This window comes from Streptomyces sp. NBC_00316 (assembly GCF_036158715.1).
In the GTDB taxonomy this organism is placed as follows: domain Bacteria; phylum Actinomycetota; class Actinomycetes; order Streptomycetales; family Streptomycetaceae; genus Streptomyces.
Window position 1 is genome coordinate 3871877 of the sequence record NZ_CP108023.1, and the last position, 16504, is coordinate 3888380.

19 protein-coding genes and 1 tRNA gene are annotated in these 16504 nt (G+C 70.0%); 4 read left to right on the plus strand and 16 right to left on the minus strand.

Features of this window, described 5'->3' with window-relative positions; genetic code table 11:
- Positions 1 to 93 precede the first annotated feature (93 nt).
- Entirely contained in the window at positions 94 to 684 is a 591-nt protein-coding gene (locus tag OG878_RS17170) for a hypothetical protein (RefSeq protein ID WP_328887590.1), read from the plus strand.
- A gap of 319 nt (positions 685 to 1003) precedes the next feature.
- Here the strand turns inward: OG878_RS17170 and OG878_RS17175 are convergent.
- A tRNA-Tyr gene (locus tag OG878_RS17175) sits at positions 1004 to 1085 on the minus strand.
- 167 nt (positions 1086 to 1252) lie between these two features.
- Here OG878_RS17175 and OG878_RS17180 point away from each other — a divergent pair.
- The 3 genes from OG878_RS17180 to OG878_RS17190 all read left to right on the plus strand — a co-directional run bounded on the left by OG878_RS17180 (position 1253) and on the right by OG878_RS17190 (position 3176).
- Positions 1253 to 1741 (plus strand): YajQ family cyclic di-GMP-binding protein, encoded by a 489-nt coding sequence (locus OG878_RS17180; protein ID WP_030926258.1) that lies wholly within the window; start codon positions 1253 to 1255, stop codon positions 1739 to 1741.
- 167 nt (positions 1742 to 1908) lie between these two features.
- Positions 1909 to 2430, plus strand: a complete 522-nt coding sequence (locus tag OG878_RS17185; RefSeq protein ID WP_328887591.1) for a methylated-DNA--[protein]-cysteine S-methyltransferase — start codon at positions 1909 to 1911, stop codon at positions 2428 to 2430.
- Between the two features lie 65 nt (positions 2431 to 2495).
- Positions 2496 to 3176: an alpha-ketoglutarate-dependent dioxygenase AlkB family protein gene (locus OG878_RS17190; protein ID WP_328887592.1), complete on the plus strand. Its 681-nt coding sequence runs from the start codon at positions 2496 to 2498 to the stop codon at positions 3174 to 3176.
- Here the strand turns inward: OG878_RS17190 and OG878_RS17195 are convergent.
- From OG878_RS17195 to OG878_RS17265, 15 genes are all read right to left on the minus strand, one after another.
- Entirely contained in the window at positions 3170 to 3442 is a 273-nt protein-coding gene (locus tag OG878_RS17195; RefSeq protein ID WP_328887593.1) for a GlsB/YeaQ/YmgE family stress response membrane protein, read from the minus strand. The two genes, OG878_RS17190 and OG878_RS17195, sit on opposite strands and share 7 nt — an antisense overlap.
- 99 nt (positions 3443 to 3541) lie before the next feature.
- Positions 3542 to 4099, minus strand: coding sequence for an SMI1/KNR4 family protein (locus tag OG878_RS17200; RefSeq protein ID WP_328887594.1), 558 nt, complete (start codon positions 4097 to 4099; stop codon positions 3542 to 3544).
- A gap of 118 nt (positions 4100 to 4217) precedes the next feature.
- On the minus strand, positions 4218 to 4610 hold the full coding sequence (locus OG878_RS17205; RefSeq protein WP_328887595.1) for a YccF domain-containing protein: 393 nt from the start codon (positions 4608 to 4610) through the stop codon (positions 4218 to 4220).
- Positions 4607 to 5470: a zinc metalloprotease HtpX gene (gene htpX, locus OG878_RS17210; protein WP_328887596.1), complete on the minus strand. Its 864-nt coding sequence runs from the start codon at positions 5468 to 5470 to the stop codon at positions 4607 to 4609. Before htpX ends, OG878_RS17205 begins: the two co-directional genes overlap by 4 nt.
- A gap of 205 nt (positions 5471 to 5675) precedes the next feature.
- Entirely contained in the window at positions 5676 to 6137 is a 462-nt protein-coding gene (locus tag OG878_RS17215; RefSeq protein WP_328887597.1) for a large conductance mechanosensitive channel protein MscL, read from the minus strand.
- A 106-nt stretch (positions 6138 to 6243) separates the two neighbouring features.
- On the minus strand, positions 6244 to 7803 hold the full coding sequence (locus OG878_RS17220; RefSeq protein ID WP_328887598.1) for an NADH-quinone oxidoreductase subunit N: 1560 nt from the start codon (positions 7801 to 7803) through the stop codon (positions 6244 to 6246).
- A complete protein-coding gene (locus OG878_RS17225; RefSeq protein ID WP_328891274.1) occupies positions 7800 to 9350 on the minus strand; it encodes a complex I subunit 4 family protein in 1551 nt (516 codons plus the stop codon). The genes OG878_RS17220 and OG878_RS17225 overlap by 4 nt, the downstream gene beginning before the upstream one ends.
- A 27-nt stretch (positions 9351 to 9377) precedes the next feature.
- The gene (locus OG878_RS17230) at positions 9378 to 11378 is read right to left on the minus strand and encodes an NADH-quinone oxidoreductase subunit 5 family protein (protein WP_328887599.1); all 2001 of its coding nucleotides are present in this window, start codon (positions 11376 to 11378) and stop codon (positions 9378 to 9380) included.
- On the minus strand, positions 11375 to 11782 hold the full coding sequence (nuoK, locus tag OG878_RS17235) for an NADH-quinone oxidoreductase subunit NuoK (protein ID WP_328887600.1): 408 nt from the start codon (positions 11780 to 11782) through the stop codon (positions 11375 to 11377). The genes OG878_RS17230 and nuoK overlap by 4 nt, the downstream gene beginning before the upstream one ends.
- Positions 11782 to 12363 carry an NADH-quinone oxidoreductase subunit J family protein gene (locus tag OG878_RS17240; protein WP_328887601.1) on the minus strand — a complete coding sequence of 194 codons (582 nt, stop codon included), beginning with the start codon at positions 12361 to 12363 and terminating at the stop codon, positions 11782 to 11784. Before OG878_RS17240 ends, nuoK begins: the two co-directional genes overlap by 1 nt.
- Positions 12360 to 12992, minus strand: a complete 633-nt coding sequence (locus tag OG878_RS17245; protein ID WP_328887602.1) for a NuoI/complex I 23 kDa subunit family protein — start codon at positions 12990 to 12992, stop codon at positions 12360 to 12362. The genes OG878_RS17240 and OG878_RS17245 overlap by 4 nt, the downstream gene beginning before the upstream one ends.
- The gene (locus OG878_RS17250; RefSeq protein ID WP_328887603.1) at positions 12992 to 13960 is read right to left on the minus strand and encodes a complex I subunit 1/NuoH family protein; all 969 of its coding nucleotides are present in this window, start codon (positions 13958 to 13960) and stop codon (positions 12992 to 12994) included. Before OG878_RS17250 ends, OG878_RS17245 begins: the two co-directional genes overlap by 1 nt.
- Positions 13957 to 15396: an NADH-quinone oxidoreductase subunit C gene (locus tag OG878_RS17255; RefSeq protein WP_443049124.1), complete on the minus strand. Its 1440-nt coding sequence runs from the start codon at positions 15394 to 15396 to the stop codon at positions 13957 to 13959. Before OG878_RS17255 ends, OG878_RS17250 begins: the two co-directional genes overlap by 4 nt.
- A complete protein-coding gene (locus OG878_RS17260) occupies positions 15393 to 16025 on the minus strand; it encodes an NADH-quinone oxidoreductase subunit B (RefSeq protein WP_328887604.1) in 633 nt (210 codons plus the stop codon). Before OG878_RS17260 ends, OG878_RS17255 begins: the two co-directional genes overlap by 4 nt.
- Complete coding sequence (locus OG878_RS17265) at positions 16016 to 16417, minus strand: NADH-quinone oxidoreductase subunit A (protein WP_277329788.1); 402 nt, start codon at positions 16415 to 16417, stop codon at positions 16016 to 16018. The genes OG878_RS17260 and OG878_RS17265 overlap by 10 nt, the downstream gene beginning before the upstream one ends.
- Between the last annotated feature and the right edge of the window lie 87 nt (positions 16418 to 16504).

The window sequence follows — 16504 nt, forward strand, 5'->3', positions numbered from 1 at the left end:
GATCGTCATCGGGGGGCGACGGCGCGTCCCGTCCGCCGCCCCCCTTCCGCCGCATGCCCCCACCCGGCTCCCTCCCCGAGAAGGTGACCCCGCTTGGCGGACGCGGCACCCGCCGACTCGGCTCACATCAAGCCCGTGGCCCCGGCAGCCGAGGACAGTCCAGTGCCCCTTGCGGCGACCGTGTCTTCGGCCGACGCGTTCCGCCGCTTCTGGCCGTGGGCACGCCCCGACCGGTACCGGCTCGCCACGAGTGTCGTCCTCCTCATCGCGGGGTCCGCGGGTGAAGTCGCGTCGGTGTGGCTCTTCAAGAACCTGGTCGACCAAGTCCTGATCCCCCACCGGTTCACAGCGTTCCTGCCACTGGCCGGACTCATGGCCGCCGTGGCTGTGGTCGCGGCGCGCCACGGCATCCGCTTCGACCATTCGCAGGGAGCGAGCGATCTTCCACAACGCGCCGGCTACGCGGTCGACGCCGGGCTTCTGCCCCAGAACCCTCTCCCCCAGGTCCAGTGGAAGGCACCTGAGCAGCAGGTGGAAGAGGAGTTGGACCCCGCGACCGTGCCTGACCCTCGACAGGCTCTCGCGCTGGTCGATGCCGTGCGGACGCAAAGCGCCAGGGGCCGCCGCCTGGTGGCGTTCTTCGGGTGCATGTACTACGCGGCTGCCCGGCCCCGGCCGAAGTGATCGGGCTTTGCGTCGAGGACTGCGAGCTGCAGCAACGCGCCGGCCACAGCGTGGCCGTACTGTTCCGCGTCTACGCCAAGTGTCTGGATGGCGCCGCGGCGACGGCGAACGCTCGGATCGAAGCAACGCTGCGGGGCGGAAGGTAGCCCACTGAACGCTGCCCCACGCCTGCCCCACACAGGCTGGTCACCACGCGACATCTGACGCGACATCTGACGCGACAAGGTGAGACAAAGCCCTATAACGAGCTATCGGGCCTCACTCAAAGCGAAAGGGTCTGTGACCAACGTTTCCGCTGGTCACAGACCCTTTGTTCGTGTGGCGGCGCCAGGGTTCGAACCTGGGTAGGCTGAGCCGGCAGATTTACAGTCTGCTCCCTTTGGCCACTCGGGCACACCGCCTCGAACGACGCCGCGGAAGTCCGTTTGAGGAGCTCCTTGGCGACGACGTAAACAATACCTGATGACCAAGGGTGCTCCGCCACCTCATTGAGCCGCGCCCGGGGCGGTCGGCGGTGGCTAGGCTTTGCTCCGTACCCCACCGCATACGACGCAAGGAGCCACACGTCATGGCCGACTCCAGTTTCGACATCGTCTCGAAGGTCGAGCGGCAGGAGGTCGACAACGCCCTCAACCAGGCCGCCAAGGAGATCTCGCAGCGCTACGACTTCAAGGGCACGGGTGCCTCGATCTCCTGGTCCGGCGAGAAGATCCTCATGGAGGCGAACGGCGAGGAGCGCGTGAAGGCGATCCTCGACATCTTCCAGTCCAAGCTGATCAAGCGGGGCATCTCGCTGAAGTCGCTGGACGCGGGCGAGCCGCAACTGTCCGGCAAGGAGTACAAGATCTTCGCCACGATCGAGGAAGGCATCTCCCAGGAGAACGCCAAGAAGGTGGCGAAGATCATTCGCGATGAGGGCCCGAAGGGCGTCAAGGCGCAGGTCCAGGGCGACGAGCTGCGGGTCAGCTCGAAGAGCCGGGACGATCTGCAGGCCGTGCAGGCGCTGCTGAAGGGCCAGGACTTCGACTTCGCCGTGCAGTTCGTGAACTACCGGTAGGTTGTCCGGCCGTCCGCCCCGCACCTCGGATGTGAGGTCCGAATACCGCCGGTCGTGTGGGGCGGGCCAGGCGCAGACTTGTCCGTGCAGGACGACGAAATCAGGCGATTCGAGCGATTCATTCGGCTCGGTCATGCGTCGCCGGTACGGAGAAGAGAGGGACCCCGATGACCTTGTACGCGACGGTGGACAGCCCGCTGGGCGATCTGCTGCTGGTCGGCGAGGAATCATCCGCCGGCGCCGACGGGACGGCGGCCGGTGTGGCGCTCGCCTCGCTCTCCTTGCCGGGCCAGAAGGGTGCCGCGGTCGTCCGGGAGGGCTGGATCCACGCGCCGGAGTCCTTCGCCGAAATCGCGGCCCAGCTGCGGGCGTACTTCGAGGGCCGGCTGACCCGGTTCGACATCCCGTACGTGGAGGGGCTGGGCACGGAGTTCCAGCGCCGGGTCTGGGGCGCGCTGGACACCATTCCGTACGGGGAGACGGTGTCGTACGGACAGATCGCCGAGCGGATCGGTACCCCGGGGGCAGGGGTGCGGGCTGTGGGCACGGCGATCGGGCGCAATCCGCTGCTGGTGGTGCGCCCGTGCCACCGGGTGATCGGTGCGGACGGGGCGTTGCGGGGCTATGCGGGCGGTCTGGAGCGCAAGGAGCGGCTCCTGGGGCTGGAAGGCGCCCTGATGGGCCGCTGAGGGGCGGCGTGCTCGACGGGTACGCGCTCTGAAAAGGCTGTCTGGACCGAATGGCGGTGTGGCGAATGTTCGGGCTCTTCCCCAGACCGCGGGCCGTTGTCGCACCGGGTGCGGTGCATGTGCCGGATTGGCTGTCGGTGGACCGTCAGCGGGAACTGGTCGAGGCGTGCCGGGGATGGGCGCAAGGGCCCGTACCGCTGCGGCACACGGTGCTGCCCGGCGGTGGGGTGATGTCCGTGCAGTCGGTGAGCGTCGGCTGGCACTGGCAGCCGTATCGCTATGCGCGTACGGCGGACGACGTGAACGGTGCCCGGGTTGCCGACTTTCCGGAGTGGCTGGCGGAGTTGGGGCGGGCGGCACTGGTCGAGGCGTACGGGGACGCGTACCCGGCCGGGTCGTATGCGCCGGACGCCGCAGCGGTCAATTTCTATGACGGTGCGGCGAGGATGGGCATGCATCAGGACAAGGAGGAGCGGTCCGCCGCCCCGATCGTGTCGCTGAGCGTCGGTGACACGTGCGTCTTCCGCTTCGGCAATACGGAGGGCCGTGGACGGCCGTACACGGATGTGGAGCTGGCCTCGGGCGATCTGTTCGTGTTCGGCGGGCCGTCACGCTTTGCGTTTCATGGTGTGCCGAGGGTCCGCCCGAGGACGGCCGATCCTGCGACGGGTCTGAGCCGTGGCCGGCTCAATGTGACGTTGCGCGAGACCGGGTTGGGCGGTTCGGGTGCGGGCGGACGTCAATGACGTTCCCGGGAGTTGCCGAAGAGCAGCCGGTAGACGATGAGCAGGACCAGCGAGCCGCCGATGGCGGAGATCCACGTCGCGGTGTCGTAGAAGTCGTTCGAGATGGGCCGGTCGAGGAAGCGCGACGATATCCAGCCACCGATGAAGGCGCCGATGATGCCGATGACGGTGGTGCCGACCACCCCACCCGGGTCGCGGCCGGGAAGCAGGATCTTGGCGATCGCTCCGGCCAGCAGTCCGAGAATGATCCAACCGATGATGCTCATGCCGTGGAACCTGCCCTTCGCCTGGTTATGTAATCCAAGACGTCGCACGGGTCCGGGCGGTTGCCGATCGGGCAGAAGGAGCGGCAGGTCACAGGTGGTTCATATGCGGGCGTTGTAATCCGGCCAGGGTTGCATCTCCAGCGCTTCGTCGTCGGAGTCCTCGCCGTACCAGCCCGTTCCGTCGAGCCAGGTGCGCAGCCAGCTGGCGAGATCGGGCTGGTCGACGTACCAGGCGTGGTGCGGGTCGTCGGCGTTGGGTTCGTGGAGGAGGACGGTGGTGCGGTCGTTGCGGCAGTCCACACAGCTGTACATGCCGCAGCCGAGGCTGCATATCGGCAGTACGCCTTCCGGCCACGGCCACTGCCCGTCCTCGCTCGCAGGCCGGCGGTGGGCGAGGTACTGGGCGATCACGGACTGTTCCCCGTCGGGGGCGAGTCCGCCGGTGAGGGGCAGTAGCCCGTATTCCGGGCCGAAGCCGCCGTTGGCGATGCGGGTGTAGAGGGCGGTGAGCAGGGGCGGCAGGGGGAAGCCTAGGGCCGCCTCGGCGTGGGCGATGTCCTCGGCGGACAGCGCTGCCGGAAGGGGGTACCTCTCCCAGCGCGGGGTGGCGTGGGCCGACTTCTCGACGGCTGTCAGCAACTGCTCCGTGTCGTCCATGGGTTCATGGTGGACGACGGCACTGACAACGAGCCGGTGGAGGCCCTGCGGAGCGGTCTGCGGCGACGCGGGCCCGGCTTCGCTCCCCCGGCCTCTTCTGCGCCCGGCCCGTGGCGCGTCACCGTCCGGCGAACGGCTGGTCCGTGCTGACGATCTGCTTGCCCAGGGGCATCAGGGAAACCGGGATCAGCTTGAAGTTGGCGATGCCGAGAGGGATCCCGATGATGGTCAGGCAGAGGGCGATGCCGGTGGTGATGTGGCCGAGGGCGAGCCACCAGCCGGCAAGGATGAGCCAGAGGACGTTGCCGACGCAGGAGGGTGCACCGGCGTCCGGGCGGTCGACGACGGTGTGGCCGAAGGGCCAGAGGGCGTAGAGGCCGATGCGGAAGGCCGCGAGGCCGAACGGGATACCGATGATGGTGATGCAGAGCAGGATGCCTGCGGCTATGTAGGCGAGGAACATCCAGAAGCCGCACAGCACCAGCCATATGACGTTCAGGATTGTCTTCATGGTCGACGACCTGCCATCTGCTCGAGTCGGGCGATGCGCTCCGCCATGGGCGGGTGTGTGGAGAACATTCTCGACAGGCCCTGGCCGCGGCGGAACGGGTTCGCGATCATCATGTGGCTCGCGGTTTCGATCTTCGGTTCGGGCGGCAGGGGGAGCTGTTGCGTTCCGGCCTCGAGTTTGCGCAAGGCGCTGGCGAGGGCCAGTGGGTCGCCGGTCAGCTGGGCGCCCGAGGCGTCTGCTTCGTATTCGCGGGAGCGGCTGACGGCAAGCTGGATGACGGTGGCCGCGAGGGGGCCCAGGATCATGATCAGCAGCATGCCGAGGATGCCGGGGCCTTCGTCGTCGTTGGACCGGCCCACGGGGATCAGCCAGGCGAAGTTCACCAGGAACATGACGACGGAGGCGAGCGCTCCGGCCACCGACGCGATCAGGATGTCGCGGTTGTAGACATGGCTGAGCTCGTGGCCGAGGACGCCGCGCAGTTCGCGTTCGTCCAGGATCTGCAGGATGCCTTCGGTGCAGCACACCGCGGCGTTGCGGGGGTTGCGTCCCGTGGCGAAGGCGTTGGGCGCCGGGGTCGGGGAGATGTAGAGCCGCGGCATGGGCTGTCGGGCCGCGGTCGAGAGCTCGCGGACGATGCGGTAGAGGTGCGGCGCCTCGAATTCACTGACCGGGCGCGCGCGCATGGCTCTCAACGCCAGCCTGTCGCTGTTCCAGTACGCGTAGGCGTTCGTGCCGAGTGCTACGAGAAGGGCGACGATCAGGCCGGTGCGTCCGAAGAAGCTGCCGATGACGATGATGAGTGCTGAAAGGCCCCCGAGGAGTACGGCGGTTCTCAGCCCGTTGTGCCGGCGGTGCACGGTACGCCCTCCAAGTGGTGCAGCAGGGGAACCCTTTGCTGGTGATGCTCCACTCCCCAGTGGAGCCTCCTGAACTGGTCAACGCCAGGCGAGGAGCGCTAGTTCCCTTGTGCGCGCAGCCGGGGGCATGCCTTGTACGGCGGCCTGTCCGGCTTTGCGGGCCGGAGCAGGCACTGGGCCGTACGGGTGGAAGGGCCGGGACGGGTCAGCGCTGGGCGGGGAGGCCGGCGAGCGCGACGGCCTGGGGGTCGGGCTCGATCTCGCTGGTGCAGTGGGCGCAGCGGGAGGCGATGGCCGGGATCTCCGTGTAGCAGCGCGGGCAGTCGCGCAGGGCGGCCTTGATGTCGACCTTCTGGTCCTTGTTGGCCGTGAAGCGGTTCTGGACCTTGGTCATCGGGACGACTACGCAGAAGTAGAGCACCGCGGCGGTGATCAGGAAGGCGATGGCGGCGGCGAGGAACTTTCCGTACGGGAAGATGGCGCCTTCGACGGAGAACTGTGCGGCGCTGAAGTCGCCGACGGATCCGGTGGCGAGGCCGATCAGCGGTGTGATGAAGGCGGTGCTGAATCCGGCGACGACTGCGGTGAACGCGGCTCCGACGGCGAGTCCGACAGCCATGGAGATGACGTTTCCGCGCAGGATGAAGTCCTTGAACCCGTTCAGCACTGCCCTGGCTCCTCTTCCGTGTGTGCGTATGCGTGACGTGCGGGCACGACCTTGCCCTGTGTGGCATGCCCGGGGCAAACGGATCTTGGGCGGGCCGGCGGCGCGGTCAGAAGAGGGTGACTCCGGCGAACCTGAGCACCAGCTGCGGGGCACCGGAGAGCACGATGCCGACGGCGGCGGTGAGCGCGATCGCGGCGGTGAGGGACACCGGCGCTGCCATGGGGACGCGCAGGGTCCCGGCCGTACCCGCCGCGCCGGCCAGGGCCGACGCCTCCTCGGGCCCTTCCGGTCCGCGGAACAGCGTCGCCGTCCACTGCAGGTAGTAGTACAGCGCGATCACGACGTTCACGGCCATGACGACGGCGAGCCAGCCGAGTCCGGCGTCCACGGCCGAGGAGAAGACCGTGACCTTGGCGAAGAGGCCGACGATGCCCGGCGGGAGGCCGGCCAGGCAGAGCAGGAAGAAGCCCATGGCGAGGGCGGCGAGGGGGCGGGTGGCATAGAGGCCGCGGTAGTCGGAGAGACGGTTGTCCGGCTTCGTCCGGGCGACGAGGGCGGCCACCGCGAAGGCGCCGAGGTTCACGACGCCGTACATCAGGGCGTACGCGACGGTGGAGCCGATCTGTTCGTCGCCGGTGTAGGCGGCTGAGGCGATCGGTACGAGGAGGTAGCCGGCCTGGGCGACGGACGACCAGGCGAGCAGGCGTACGGCGCTGCGTGCGCGGGTGGCGGTCTGGCGCAGGGCGGCGACGTTGCCGATGGTCATGGTGAGCGCGGCGACGACGGCGAGGGCGGGTCCCCAGACGTCGGCGTACGACGGGAAGCCGATCACGGTGACGAGGATGAGGCCGGAGAAGCCGACCGCCTTGCCGACGACCGAGAGGTAGGCGGCGACCGGCAGGGGGGCACCGACGTAGGTGTCGGGGACCCAGAAGTGGAAGGGCGCCGCGGCGGTCTTGAAGGCGAAGCCGACGAGGGTGAGGGCGACGCCGGTCATGGCGAGGGTGGCGAGCGGGCCGGGGACGTCGTCGAGGCGGGTGGCGAGCTCCGTGAGGTGGAGGGTGCCGGTGGCCGCGTAGACGAAGCTGACGCCGAGGAGCATGACGGCGGTGGCGACGACGGAGGACAGGAAGAACTTGAGGGCCGCTTCGGAGGAGCGCCGGTCGTCGCGCTTGATGCCGACGAGTGCGAAGGCCGGCAGGGAGGCGACTTCGAGGGCGACGACGAGGGTGGCGAGGTCGCGGGCGGCGGGCAGGAGTGCGGCCCCGGCTGCGGACGACAGCAGCAGGAACCAGAACTCGCCCGCGGGGAGTCGGCGGGTGCCGCCGAAGGACAGAAGCGCGGTGAGCAGGGCGCCGCCGAGGACCAGGACCTGGATGATCAGGGCGAAGTGGTCGGCGGTGTAGCTGCAGGCCTGGTTGCCGCCGGTCGCCGTGGTGAGGCAGAAGGTGGCGTGGTTGCCGTCGCGCAGCGGGACGAGCAGGGCGAGGGAGGCGACGAGTCCGGCGATGGTCGCCCAGCCGAGCAGCGGCTTGCGTTCCTCGGGGAGGAACAGGTCGGCGACCAGGATGGCCAGGGCGACCGTCGCGACGACCACGGGGGGTGCGATGGCGAGCCAGTCGACGGACTGGACGAGGCTGGTGGTGCTGTCGGCCGCGGTGGTCACGACTTGCCTCCTGCGAGGAGCTTCTGCACGGCCGGGTCGGTGAGGCCGAGGAGGGCGGCGGGCCAGAGGCCTGCGAGGACGGTGAGAGCGGCGAGCGGGGTCCAGGCGGCGAATTCGTACGGCTGGATGTCCGGGATCGGGTGCGGTTCCTCGCGCTTGTCGCCCATGCAGACGCGGCGGACGACGATGAGCATGTACGCCGCGGTGAGCAGGGTGCCGAACGCCCCGATCGACATGAAGGTGAGGAAGGCGGGGCGGCTGAGGCCCTGCGCCGGGTCGAAGGCGCCGAACAGGGTGAGCATCTCGCCCCAGAATCCGGCGAGGCCGGGCAGGCCGAGCGAGGCGACGGCTGCGAAGGCGAGGAGGCCGCCGAGGCGGGGGGCCCGGCCGTAGAGAGCGGCTCCGGTGGCGCCGGAGAGAGTGTCGAGGTCGGCGGTGCCGTACCGGTCCTTGACCGCGCCGACCAGGAAGAACAGCAGGCCGGTGATGAGGCCGTGGGCGATGTTGGCGAAGAGCGCGCCGTTGACGCCGGTGGGGGTCATGGTCGCGATGCCGAGCAGGACGAATCCCATGTGGCCGACGGAGGAGTACGCGATCAGGCGCTTCAGGTCGCCCTTGGAGCCGGGGCGGGCCAGCGCCAGGCAGGCGAGGGATCCGTAGATGATCCCGGCGACGGCGAATGCGGCGAGGTACGGCGCGAAGGTGTGCATTCCGTCGGGGGCGACGGGGAGCAGGATGCGGACGAATCCGTAGGTGCCCATCTTGAGCAGGACGCCCGCGAGAAGCACCGAGCCGACGGTGGGCGCTGCGGTGTGGGCGTCGGGCAGCCAGCTGTGCAGCGGCCACATCGGGGTCTTGACGGCGAGTCCGATGCCGATCGCGAGAACGGCGATGACCTGCACGGACGAGGTGAGCCCGCGGCCGTTGTCAGTGGCCAGTGCCACCATGTCGAAGGTGCCGCTGTTCAGACCGATGAGGAGCAGACCGAGCAGCATGATCACGGAGCCGAGCAGTGTGTAGAGGATGAATTTCCAGGCGGCTGCCTGCCTCTGTGCGCCACCCCAGCGGGCGATGAGGAAGTACATCGGGATGAGGACCATCTCGAACGCCAGGAAGAACAGCAGCAGGTCGAGGACGGCGAAGGTGGCGAGGGTGCCGGACTCGAGGAAGAGAAGGAGTGCGACGAAGGCCTTCGGGGAGGGGCCGTCGGGCATTTTGACGTAGCTGTAGACCGCGCAGAGGAAGGTCAGCAGTGCGGTCAGCACGAGAAGGGGGAGCGAGATGCCGTCGATGCCGAGGTGGATGCGGACGTCGAGCGCCGGGATCCAGCTGATGTCGGTGGTGGCCTGCATCTTCGACGGGTGGTCGTGGTCGAAGCCGAGGGCCAGCACGATCGCGGCGACGAGGATCGCACCGGTGACGGTGACGCCGTGGCGGAGCACGGCCTGGTCAGGGCTCTTTCCCTTCAGTCCGGGCGGGGCCGGCAGAAGGGCGGCGACGGCTCCGACGAGCGGGCCGACGACGATGAACGCGAGAAGGAACTGCATCACGGATTCGCTGATATCGATCACGGCTCACGACCCGGCGTTGACGTTGGCAAAAACGACGGCGGCGATCGCCAGGACAAGGGAACCGGCGAGCAGTGCGCTGAGGTAGGTCTGCACATTGCCGGTCTGGGCGCGTCGGACGGCGGTGCCGAGCCAGCGTGCGCCGGTGCCGGAGCCGCGTACGTAGGTGTCGACGACCTCGCGGTCCAGGAAGCGGACGAGGCTCGCCGCGGCCCGGACGGGGCGGACGAACACCTTCGCGTAGAGGGCGTCCAGGTGGAAACCGGTGGCGGCGTGGCGGTGCAGCGGGCCGAGCAGCAGACGGCCCGGGTCGGCCGGGTCGGGGGTACCCGGGGTGTCGCCGTAGCCGGCGGTGTGGTGGGTCATGGCCTCGGCCTCGACGAGTGCGGGCTCGGCGTCGGGGTGGGCGACAACGGCGCCGACGGAGGTGCGGCCGGCGAGGGCCGTGGTGTGGCGCCACGCTCCGTAGGTGACCAGGCCGCCGACGAGGGCGACGCCCGTGGAGAGGACGGCGGTGGTCACGGACGGGGTGAGGCTGTGGCCGTCGAACCAGTCGGTGATCACGCCGACGGTCAGTCCGAAGCCGATGGTGGGGACGGCGAGCACCCAGAGCACGGCGGTCATCGCGACGGGCTGCCTGCCGTGGTCGGGGGCCTCGGCACCGCGGCCGCGGAAGGCGAGGAGCCAGAGGCGGGTGGCGTACGCGGCGGTGAGGACGGCGGCGAGCAGACCGGCGACGAGGACGGTCCAGCCGGCGGCGGCCGGGGCGACGTGCCGTTCCCCGAGTGCGGTGTGTTCGGCGGCGACGAGGACGGCTTCCTTGGAGAAGAAGCCGGCGAACGGCGGGATGGCGGCAAGGGCGAGGAGGGCGACGGTCATCGTCCAGTAGGCGTCCGGGATGCGCTTCGCCAGTCCGCCCATGCGTGACATGGCGGACAGGGAGTTGGTTCCGGCGGCGTGGATGACGACGCCGGCCGCGAGGAAGAGGACGGCCTTGAACGCACCGTGCGAGAGGAGGTGGAAGACGGCGGCCCCGCGGTCGCCGACGGCCAGTGCCCCGGACATGTAGCCGAGCTGGCCGATCGTCGAGTAGGCGAGGACGCGCTTGATGTCGTCCTGGGCGAGCGCGGCCAGTCCCGAGCCGATCATCGTGACCGCTGCCATCACGGCGAGTACGACGAGGGCGGCGCCGGACTCGGCGAAGACGGGCAGGAGCCGGGCCACGAAGTAGATACCGGCGGCGACCATCGTGGCCGCGTGGATCAGCGCGGAGACGGGGGTCGGGCCGGCCATCGCGTCGGGCAGCCAGGTGTGGAGGGGGAACTGTGCGGACTTGCCGGCGACACCCGCGAGGAGCAGCAGGGCGATGACGGTGGGGTGGTCCAGGCCGCCGTTGGCGACGGCGCCGAGGATGCCGGTGATCCGGAAGGTCCCGGTGTCGGCGGCGAGCGCGAACAGGCCGATCAGGAAGGGGACGTCGCCGAGCTTGGTGACCAGGAAGGCCTTGAGGGAGGCGGCGCGTGCTTCGGGCGTCTCCCAGTAGTGGCCGACGAGGAAGTACGAGCAGATGCCCATGACTTCCCAGCCGACCATCAGCACCATCAGGTCGCCGGAGTAGACGACCAGGAGCATCGCGGCGGTGAAGAGGGAGACGAGGGCCGCGTACGAGGGGTAGCGGGGGTCGTCGCGCAGGTAGGCGGTCGAGTAGATCTGCACGCAGGTCGCGACGAGTCCGACCAGGACGGCGACGAGGACGGCGAAGCCGTCGAGGTGCAGGGCGAGGTCGATCGGGACGGAGCCGGTGGGGGTGAGCCGGGTCGCGGCGTCGATGGCCGGTCCACCGCCCTGGCGTGCGGCGACGACGACCGCGAGGGCGGCTGCGACGAGCGTGGGGAGGACGGCGAGGGGGCGTACGTAGCCGGGGGCGGTGCGGCCGAGGAGCAGACCGGCTGCGGCGCCGAGGAACGGAAGGAGGGGAACGAGGACGGCGAGGGTCGTGGTGGTCACGCGGTGGCCTCTGCCTTCTTTGCCTTCCCTGCCGGAGCAGTGGCCTGGTCTTCGGTGCCGGTGCCGGGCCCGTCGCCGGGGAGGTCTTCGGCGGCGTCGGTCTCGGCGGTGTCGCGGAGGTGGTCGACGGCCGAGCTGCCGCGGTTGCGGTAGACGGCGAGGACGATCGCCAGGCCGATACCGATCTCCGCCGCCGCGATGGCGATGGTGAAGAGGGTGAGGGCCTGGCCGGAGTGCAGGGCGTCGCGGAGCCAGACGTCGAAGGCGACCAGGTTGAGGTTGACGGCGTTGAGCATCAGCTCGACGGACATCAGGACCAGGATCGCGTTGCGGCGGGCGAGGACTCCGTACAGCCCGGTGCAGAAGAGGAGGGCGGCGAGCACGGCGGGATAGGCGAGGTGCATCAGCTCTGCTCCTTACTGCGCTTGCGGGACAGGACGATCGCGCCGACGAGGGCGGCGAGCAGCAGGACGGAGAGCGCTTCGAAGGGCAGGACCCAGTGCCGGAAGAGGAACGTGCCGGTGACCTCGGTGGAGCCCTGGGCCGGTCCGTCCAGGTCGATCCAGGTGGCGCGGAAGGCGTCCACGACGACCCAGACGAGGGCGGCCGCGGCGGCGGCCGCCACGCCGAGGGCCACCCAGCGGTTGCCCGAGTCGGCGTCCGGGGAGCGGCCGATGGGGGCCTTGGTGAGCATCAGCCCGAAGAGAAGGAGGACGACCACGGAACCGACGTAGATCAGTACCTGTACCCAGGCGATGAACTCCGCGGTGAGCAGGAGGTACTCGACGGCGAGGCCACCGAGCGCGACGACCAGCCAGAGGGCGGCGTGCACCAGCTGCCTGGTCGTGACGGTGACGAGGGCCGCGCCGAGGGTGGCGATGCCGACCAGGACGAAGGCGGTCTCGACACCGGTCGGGGAGAGGAAGCCGGGGTGGGCCGTGGCGGCCGTCGTGGCTGCGGTGGCCACGGTGACTGCGGGTGTCACTCCTCCCCCTTTTCTTCCTGAGCCGGCTGGGCTGCTTGCTGGGTCTGGGCCTGCGGGGCGTCCTGGGCCTCTTCGGCCTGCTGGGCCGCCTGGGCCTCCTGGGCGCGCTGCGCTCCGAGTTTCTCCGCCGTCTTGCGGGCGGCGGCGATCTCCTTCGGCTCCTCCGCCCCCGGGTCGAGCGCGGGCGGTTCGGGCACCGTCCACATCCACTCACGGAGCTTGTCCCGCTCATGGGTGAGGTCGTGGATGTCCGTCTCCGCGTACTCGAACTCCGGCGACCAGAACAGCGCGTCGAAAGGACAGACCTCGATGCAGATGCCGCAGTACATGCAGAGCGAGAAGTCGATCGCGAAGCGGTCAAGGACGTTGCGGCTGCGTTCGCGGCCGCCCGGAGCCGCGGCGGGAACCGTCTCCTTGTGGGAGTCGATGTAGATGCACCAGTCGGGGCACTCACGGGCGCACAGCATGCAGACCGTGCAGTTCTCCTCGAACAGCCCGATGACGCCGCGGGAGCGCGGCGGAAGTTCGGGCTGGACGTCCGGGTACTGCGCGGTGACCGTCTTCTTCGTCATCGTCCGCAGGGTGACGGCCAGGCCCTTGGCCAGGCCGGAGCCGGGAATCGGAGACATCAGCTGATCGCCACCTTCACGATGCCGGTGAGCGCGATCTGCGCGAGAGCGAGCGGGATGAGCGTGGTCCAGGCGAGCTTCTGCAGCTGGTCCTCGCGGAGGCGGGGGTAGCTCACCCGCAGCCAGATGACGACGAAGGCGAGGACCGCGGTCTTGAGGAGCGTCCAGACCCAGCCGAGTCCGTCGGCGCCGAGCGGACCGTGCCAGCCGCCGAGGAAGAGGACGGTGGTCAGTCCGCACAGGACGACGATGCCTGCGTACTCGGCGAGCAGGAACAGGGCGAAGCGCAGACCGGTGTACTCGGTGTACGCGCCGAAGATGATCTCCGAGTCGGCGACCGGCATGTCGAACGGCGGGCGTTGCAGCTCGGCGAGGCCGCCCACGAAGAAGACCAGGGCGCCGACGATCTGCCAGGGCAGCCACCACCACTCGAAGGCATTGACGATGCCGGGGAGGGAGACGGTGCCGGCGGCCATCGCGACGGAGGCGGCGGCGAGCAGCATCGGCAGTTCGTACGCGAGGAGCTGGGCGGCGGTGCGGAGCCCGCCGAGGAGGGAGAACTTGTTGGCCGATGCCCAGCCCGCCATCAGCGAGCCGAGCACACCGACGCCCATGACGGCGAGCACGAAGAAGATGCCGGCGTCGACCACCTGCCCGACGGCGCCCTCGCTGGGGCCGATCGGGATGGCGACGAGCACGAGGAGGTACGGAAGGAGGGCGACGGCCGGTGCGAGCTGGAAGATGCGCCTGTCGGCGTCGGCCGGGACGATGTCTTCCTTCTGGGCGAACTTCACCCCGTCGGCGACGAGCTGGGCCCAGCCGTGGAAGCCGCCCGCGTACATGGGGCCGAGGCGGCCCTGCATGTGCGCCATCACCTTGTGCTCGGTCTGGCCCACGACGAGCGGGACGACCATGAACACCGCGAAGACGATGATGAGCCGGAGGGCGACGTCGAGTACGTCGTTCACGCGGTATCGCCTCCGGCGGGGTGATCGGGTGTGTCGGGCTGGTCGGGGGTTTCGGGGCGTTCCCGGTCCCGGGTGTCCCTCGGGGTGTCCGTGGGCGGTGCGGTGTCGGGGGTGTCCGGGGTCGCGTGCGGTGCCTCGCCCCTGCTCGCCTCTTCCCGGACCGGGGGCTCCGTCTCCGGACCCCCGCTCCTCGAACGCCGAGGGGCCGGAGAGGTGCCCGGTTCGGGGCCGGAGGTGTCGGAGGGGGTGCCGGAGCCGGTGGAGGGGGTGTCCGCGGGCGCGTCGAAGGCGGGGCGCGCGTGGTGCCAGGGCGCGTCCGGACTACGGCGCTGCGGCGCCGCCTGCGTCGGCGTGGGCTCCTCGGTCTCCGGGGTCTCCGCCGCCGGCTTCGACACGTCCGGGCCTGAGGCCGCGGACTCGTCGGCTGCCGGGCCGGGAGCCGCGGACTCTGCCGCCTCCGGGCCGGGGGCCGCAGGCCGCGTGGCCTCCGGGGCTGCCGGGTCCGGCCCGGTCCGCTCCGGCGCCGCCGCGCCCGGCTCCCCCGCCTTGCGCGCCTCGGGCCGCGGCGTTGCCGCTGCCGGCTCCGCCGACGGCTGCTGGCTCGCCGAACCCTGGGATGCGCTGCGGGCGCGGCGTGGTGTCGCGGTCGTGGGTGGGGTCTCCGTGCCCGCGGCCGGTGCCGGCGTCTCCGGCTGCTGGCTCGCCGAGCCCTCGGTCACGCTGCGGGCGCGGCGCACCGGGCGGTCGCCCGCGGCCCTCGCAGCGCGGGCCGGGCGGGTCGGGGCAGGTGGGAGCTGGCCCTTCAGGGGGCCCCATTCGTTCGGGTCGGGGACGCCCGGCGGCAGCATCGTGCGTCGCTTCGGACCGCCGTGTTCGGACTCACCCGGCTCCTTGGCACCCGGCCATGCCTTGGCGACCCGGGCCGCCAGCACGAAGTCCTTGCGCAGCGGGTGGCCCTCGAAGCCCTCGGGCAGCAGCAGCGGCACCAGGTGCGGGTGGCCCTCGAAACCGATGCCGAACATTTCGTGCGTCTCGCGCTCGTGCCAGGCGGCGCCCGCGTAGACGCCGACGGCCGTGGGAAGAACGGCAGCGTCGTGCGGGACGGTCGTACGGATCAGGAGTCGCCGTACTGTGCCGGGTGCCGGGGCGGCCACGTGGGCGCAGACGCGGAATCCGGTGCCCGGTTCGTCGACGGCGCTCAGCCAGTCGAAGTAGGTGCAGCCCAGCCGGTCGCGGGCCGTTTCGAGCGCGGTGATCCAAGCGGTGGCCGGGACGTCGACGGTCAGCAGGTCGTACGCGTGCTCCGCCGTGGCCTCGTCGCCGAAGAGTGCGGTGACGGCATCCGGCAGGCTGTCGTACGCGTCAGCCGCCGGGGTGCTGCCGGGGGCGGCGCCGGCCGGGACGTCGGCAGGCGTGCTGTCAGGCGTGCTGGTCACTGTCGGTCCTCCCCCGGTGCCGGCGGGGCCGCAACCAGACCGCTGCGCAGTGCGGCGGTGGAGGGACGGCTGCCGCCGTCCGTCGCGTACCGCGCGCCCAGCGACTCGCGCGCGATCTTCTCCTGCAGCTTGAGGATGCCCTGGAGCAGCGCCTCGGGGCGCGGCGGGCAGCCCGGTACGTAGACGTCGACGGGGATGATCTGGTCGACACCCTTGGTCACCGAGTACGAGTCCCAGTACGGGCCGCCGCAGTTCGAGCAGGCACCGAAGGAGATGACGTACTTGGGCTCGGGCATCTGCTCGTACAGCCGCTTCACGGCCGGGGCCATCTTGTCCGTCACCGTGCCGGAGACAATCATGAGGTCGGCCTGGCGGGGGCCGGGCGCGAACGGGATCACGCCGAGCCGGATGAAGTCGTGCCGGGCCATGGAGGCGGCGATGAATTCGATCGCACAGCAGGCGAGCCCGAAGTTGAAGACCCAGAGGCTGTAGCGGCGCCCCCAGTTGAGGACCACCTTCATCGGCTCCGGCGCGAGCCGGGACAGCACGCCGAGCCGCTTCGGCTCCGGCAGCAGGGTCGGTTCGGGCCGGGGCTGCGGCTCCGGGGTCTGCGGGCTCGTCACGTCCATTCGAGGACGCCCTTCTTCCATGCGTAGAGCAGTCCCACGGCCAGGAAACCGAGGAAGATGAACATTTCCACCAGCGTCGTCGCGCCATATCCGGGCGCGGCGAATACGGTCGCCCATGGAAAGAGGAAGATCGAGTCGACGGCGAAGATCACGTACAGGAAGGCATAGACGTAATAACGGACCTGGGTATGTGCCCATCCTTCACCCACGGGGTCCACGCCGCACTCGTACGTGAGGAGCTTTTCAGGTGTCGGGACCACGGGGCGCAGCAGTCGTCCGGCCCCGAAGGCGACGGCCACGAACAGCACGCCGATCAGTGCGAGCAGCCCGATCACCGAGTAGCTGTGGAAGTAGTCCGACGCGAGAACGGTCGATTCCGGCAGGTCCGCCACGTAGGCCACGTCCGCCCCTCCGCTCCCTCATACCTGTTCGACGATCTGTACGCACGGGAGTCTAGGCCCTGTTAAAGAGACGGTAAG

Bases quoted from the DNA above. Each gene is read 5' to 3' on its own strand.
- OG878_RS17245 (WP_328887602.1), bottom strand. From the start codon at position 12,992: ATGTCTCCGATTCCCGGCTCCGGCCTGGCCAAGGGCCTGGCCGTCACC.
- OG878_RS17180 (WP_030926258.1), top strand. From the start codon at position 1,253: ATGGCCGACTCCAGTTTCGACATCGTCTCGAAGGTCGAGCGGCAGGAG.
- OG878_RS17200 (WP_328887594.1), bottom strand. From the start codon at position 4,099: ATGGACGACACGGAGCAGTTGCTGACAGCCGTCGAGAAGTCGGCCCAC.
- OG878_RS17205 (WP_328887595.1), bottom strand. From the start codon at position 4,610: ATGAAGACAATCCTGAACGTCATATGGCTGGTGCTGTGCGGCTTCTGG.
- nuoK (WP_328887600.1), bottom strand. From the start codon at position 11,782: ATGCACCTCGCCTATCCCGCCGTGCTCGCCGCCCTCCTCTTCTGCACC.
- OG878_RS17190 (WP_328887592.1), top strand. From the start codon at position 2,496: ATGTTCGGGCTCTTCCCCAGACCGCGGGCCGTTGTCGCACCGGGTGCG.
- OG878_RS17225 (WP_328891274.1), bottom strand. From the start codon at position 9,350: ATGCAGTTCCTTCTCGCGTTCATCGTCGTCGGCCCGCTCGTCGGAGCC.
- OG878_RS17260 (WP_328887604.1), bottom strand. From the start codon at position 16,025: ATGGACGTGACGAGCCCGCAGACCCCGGAGCCGCAGCCCCGGCCCGAA.
- OG878_RS17195 (WP_328887593.1), bottom strand. From the start codon at position 3,442: ATGAGCATCATCGGTTGGATCATTCTCGGACTGCTGGCCGGAGCGATC.
- OG878_RS17185 (WP_328887591.1), top strand. From the start codon at position 1,909: ATGACCTTGTACGCGACGGTGGACAGCCCGCTGGGCGATCTGCTGCTG.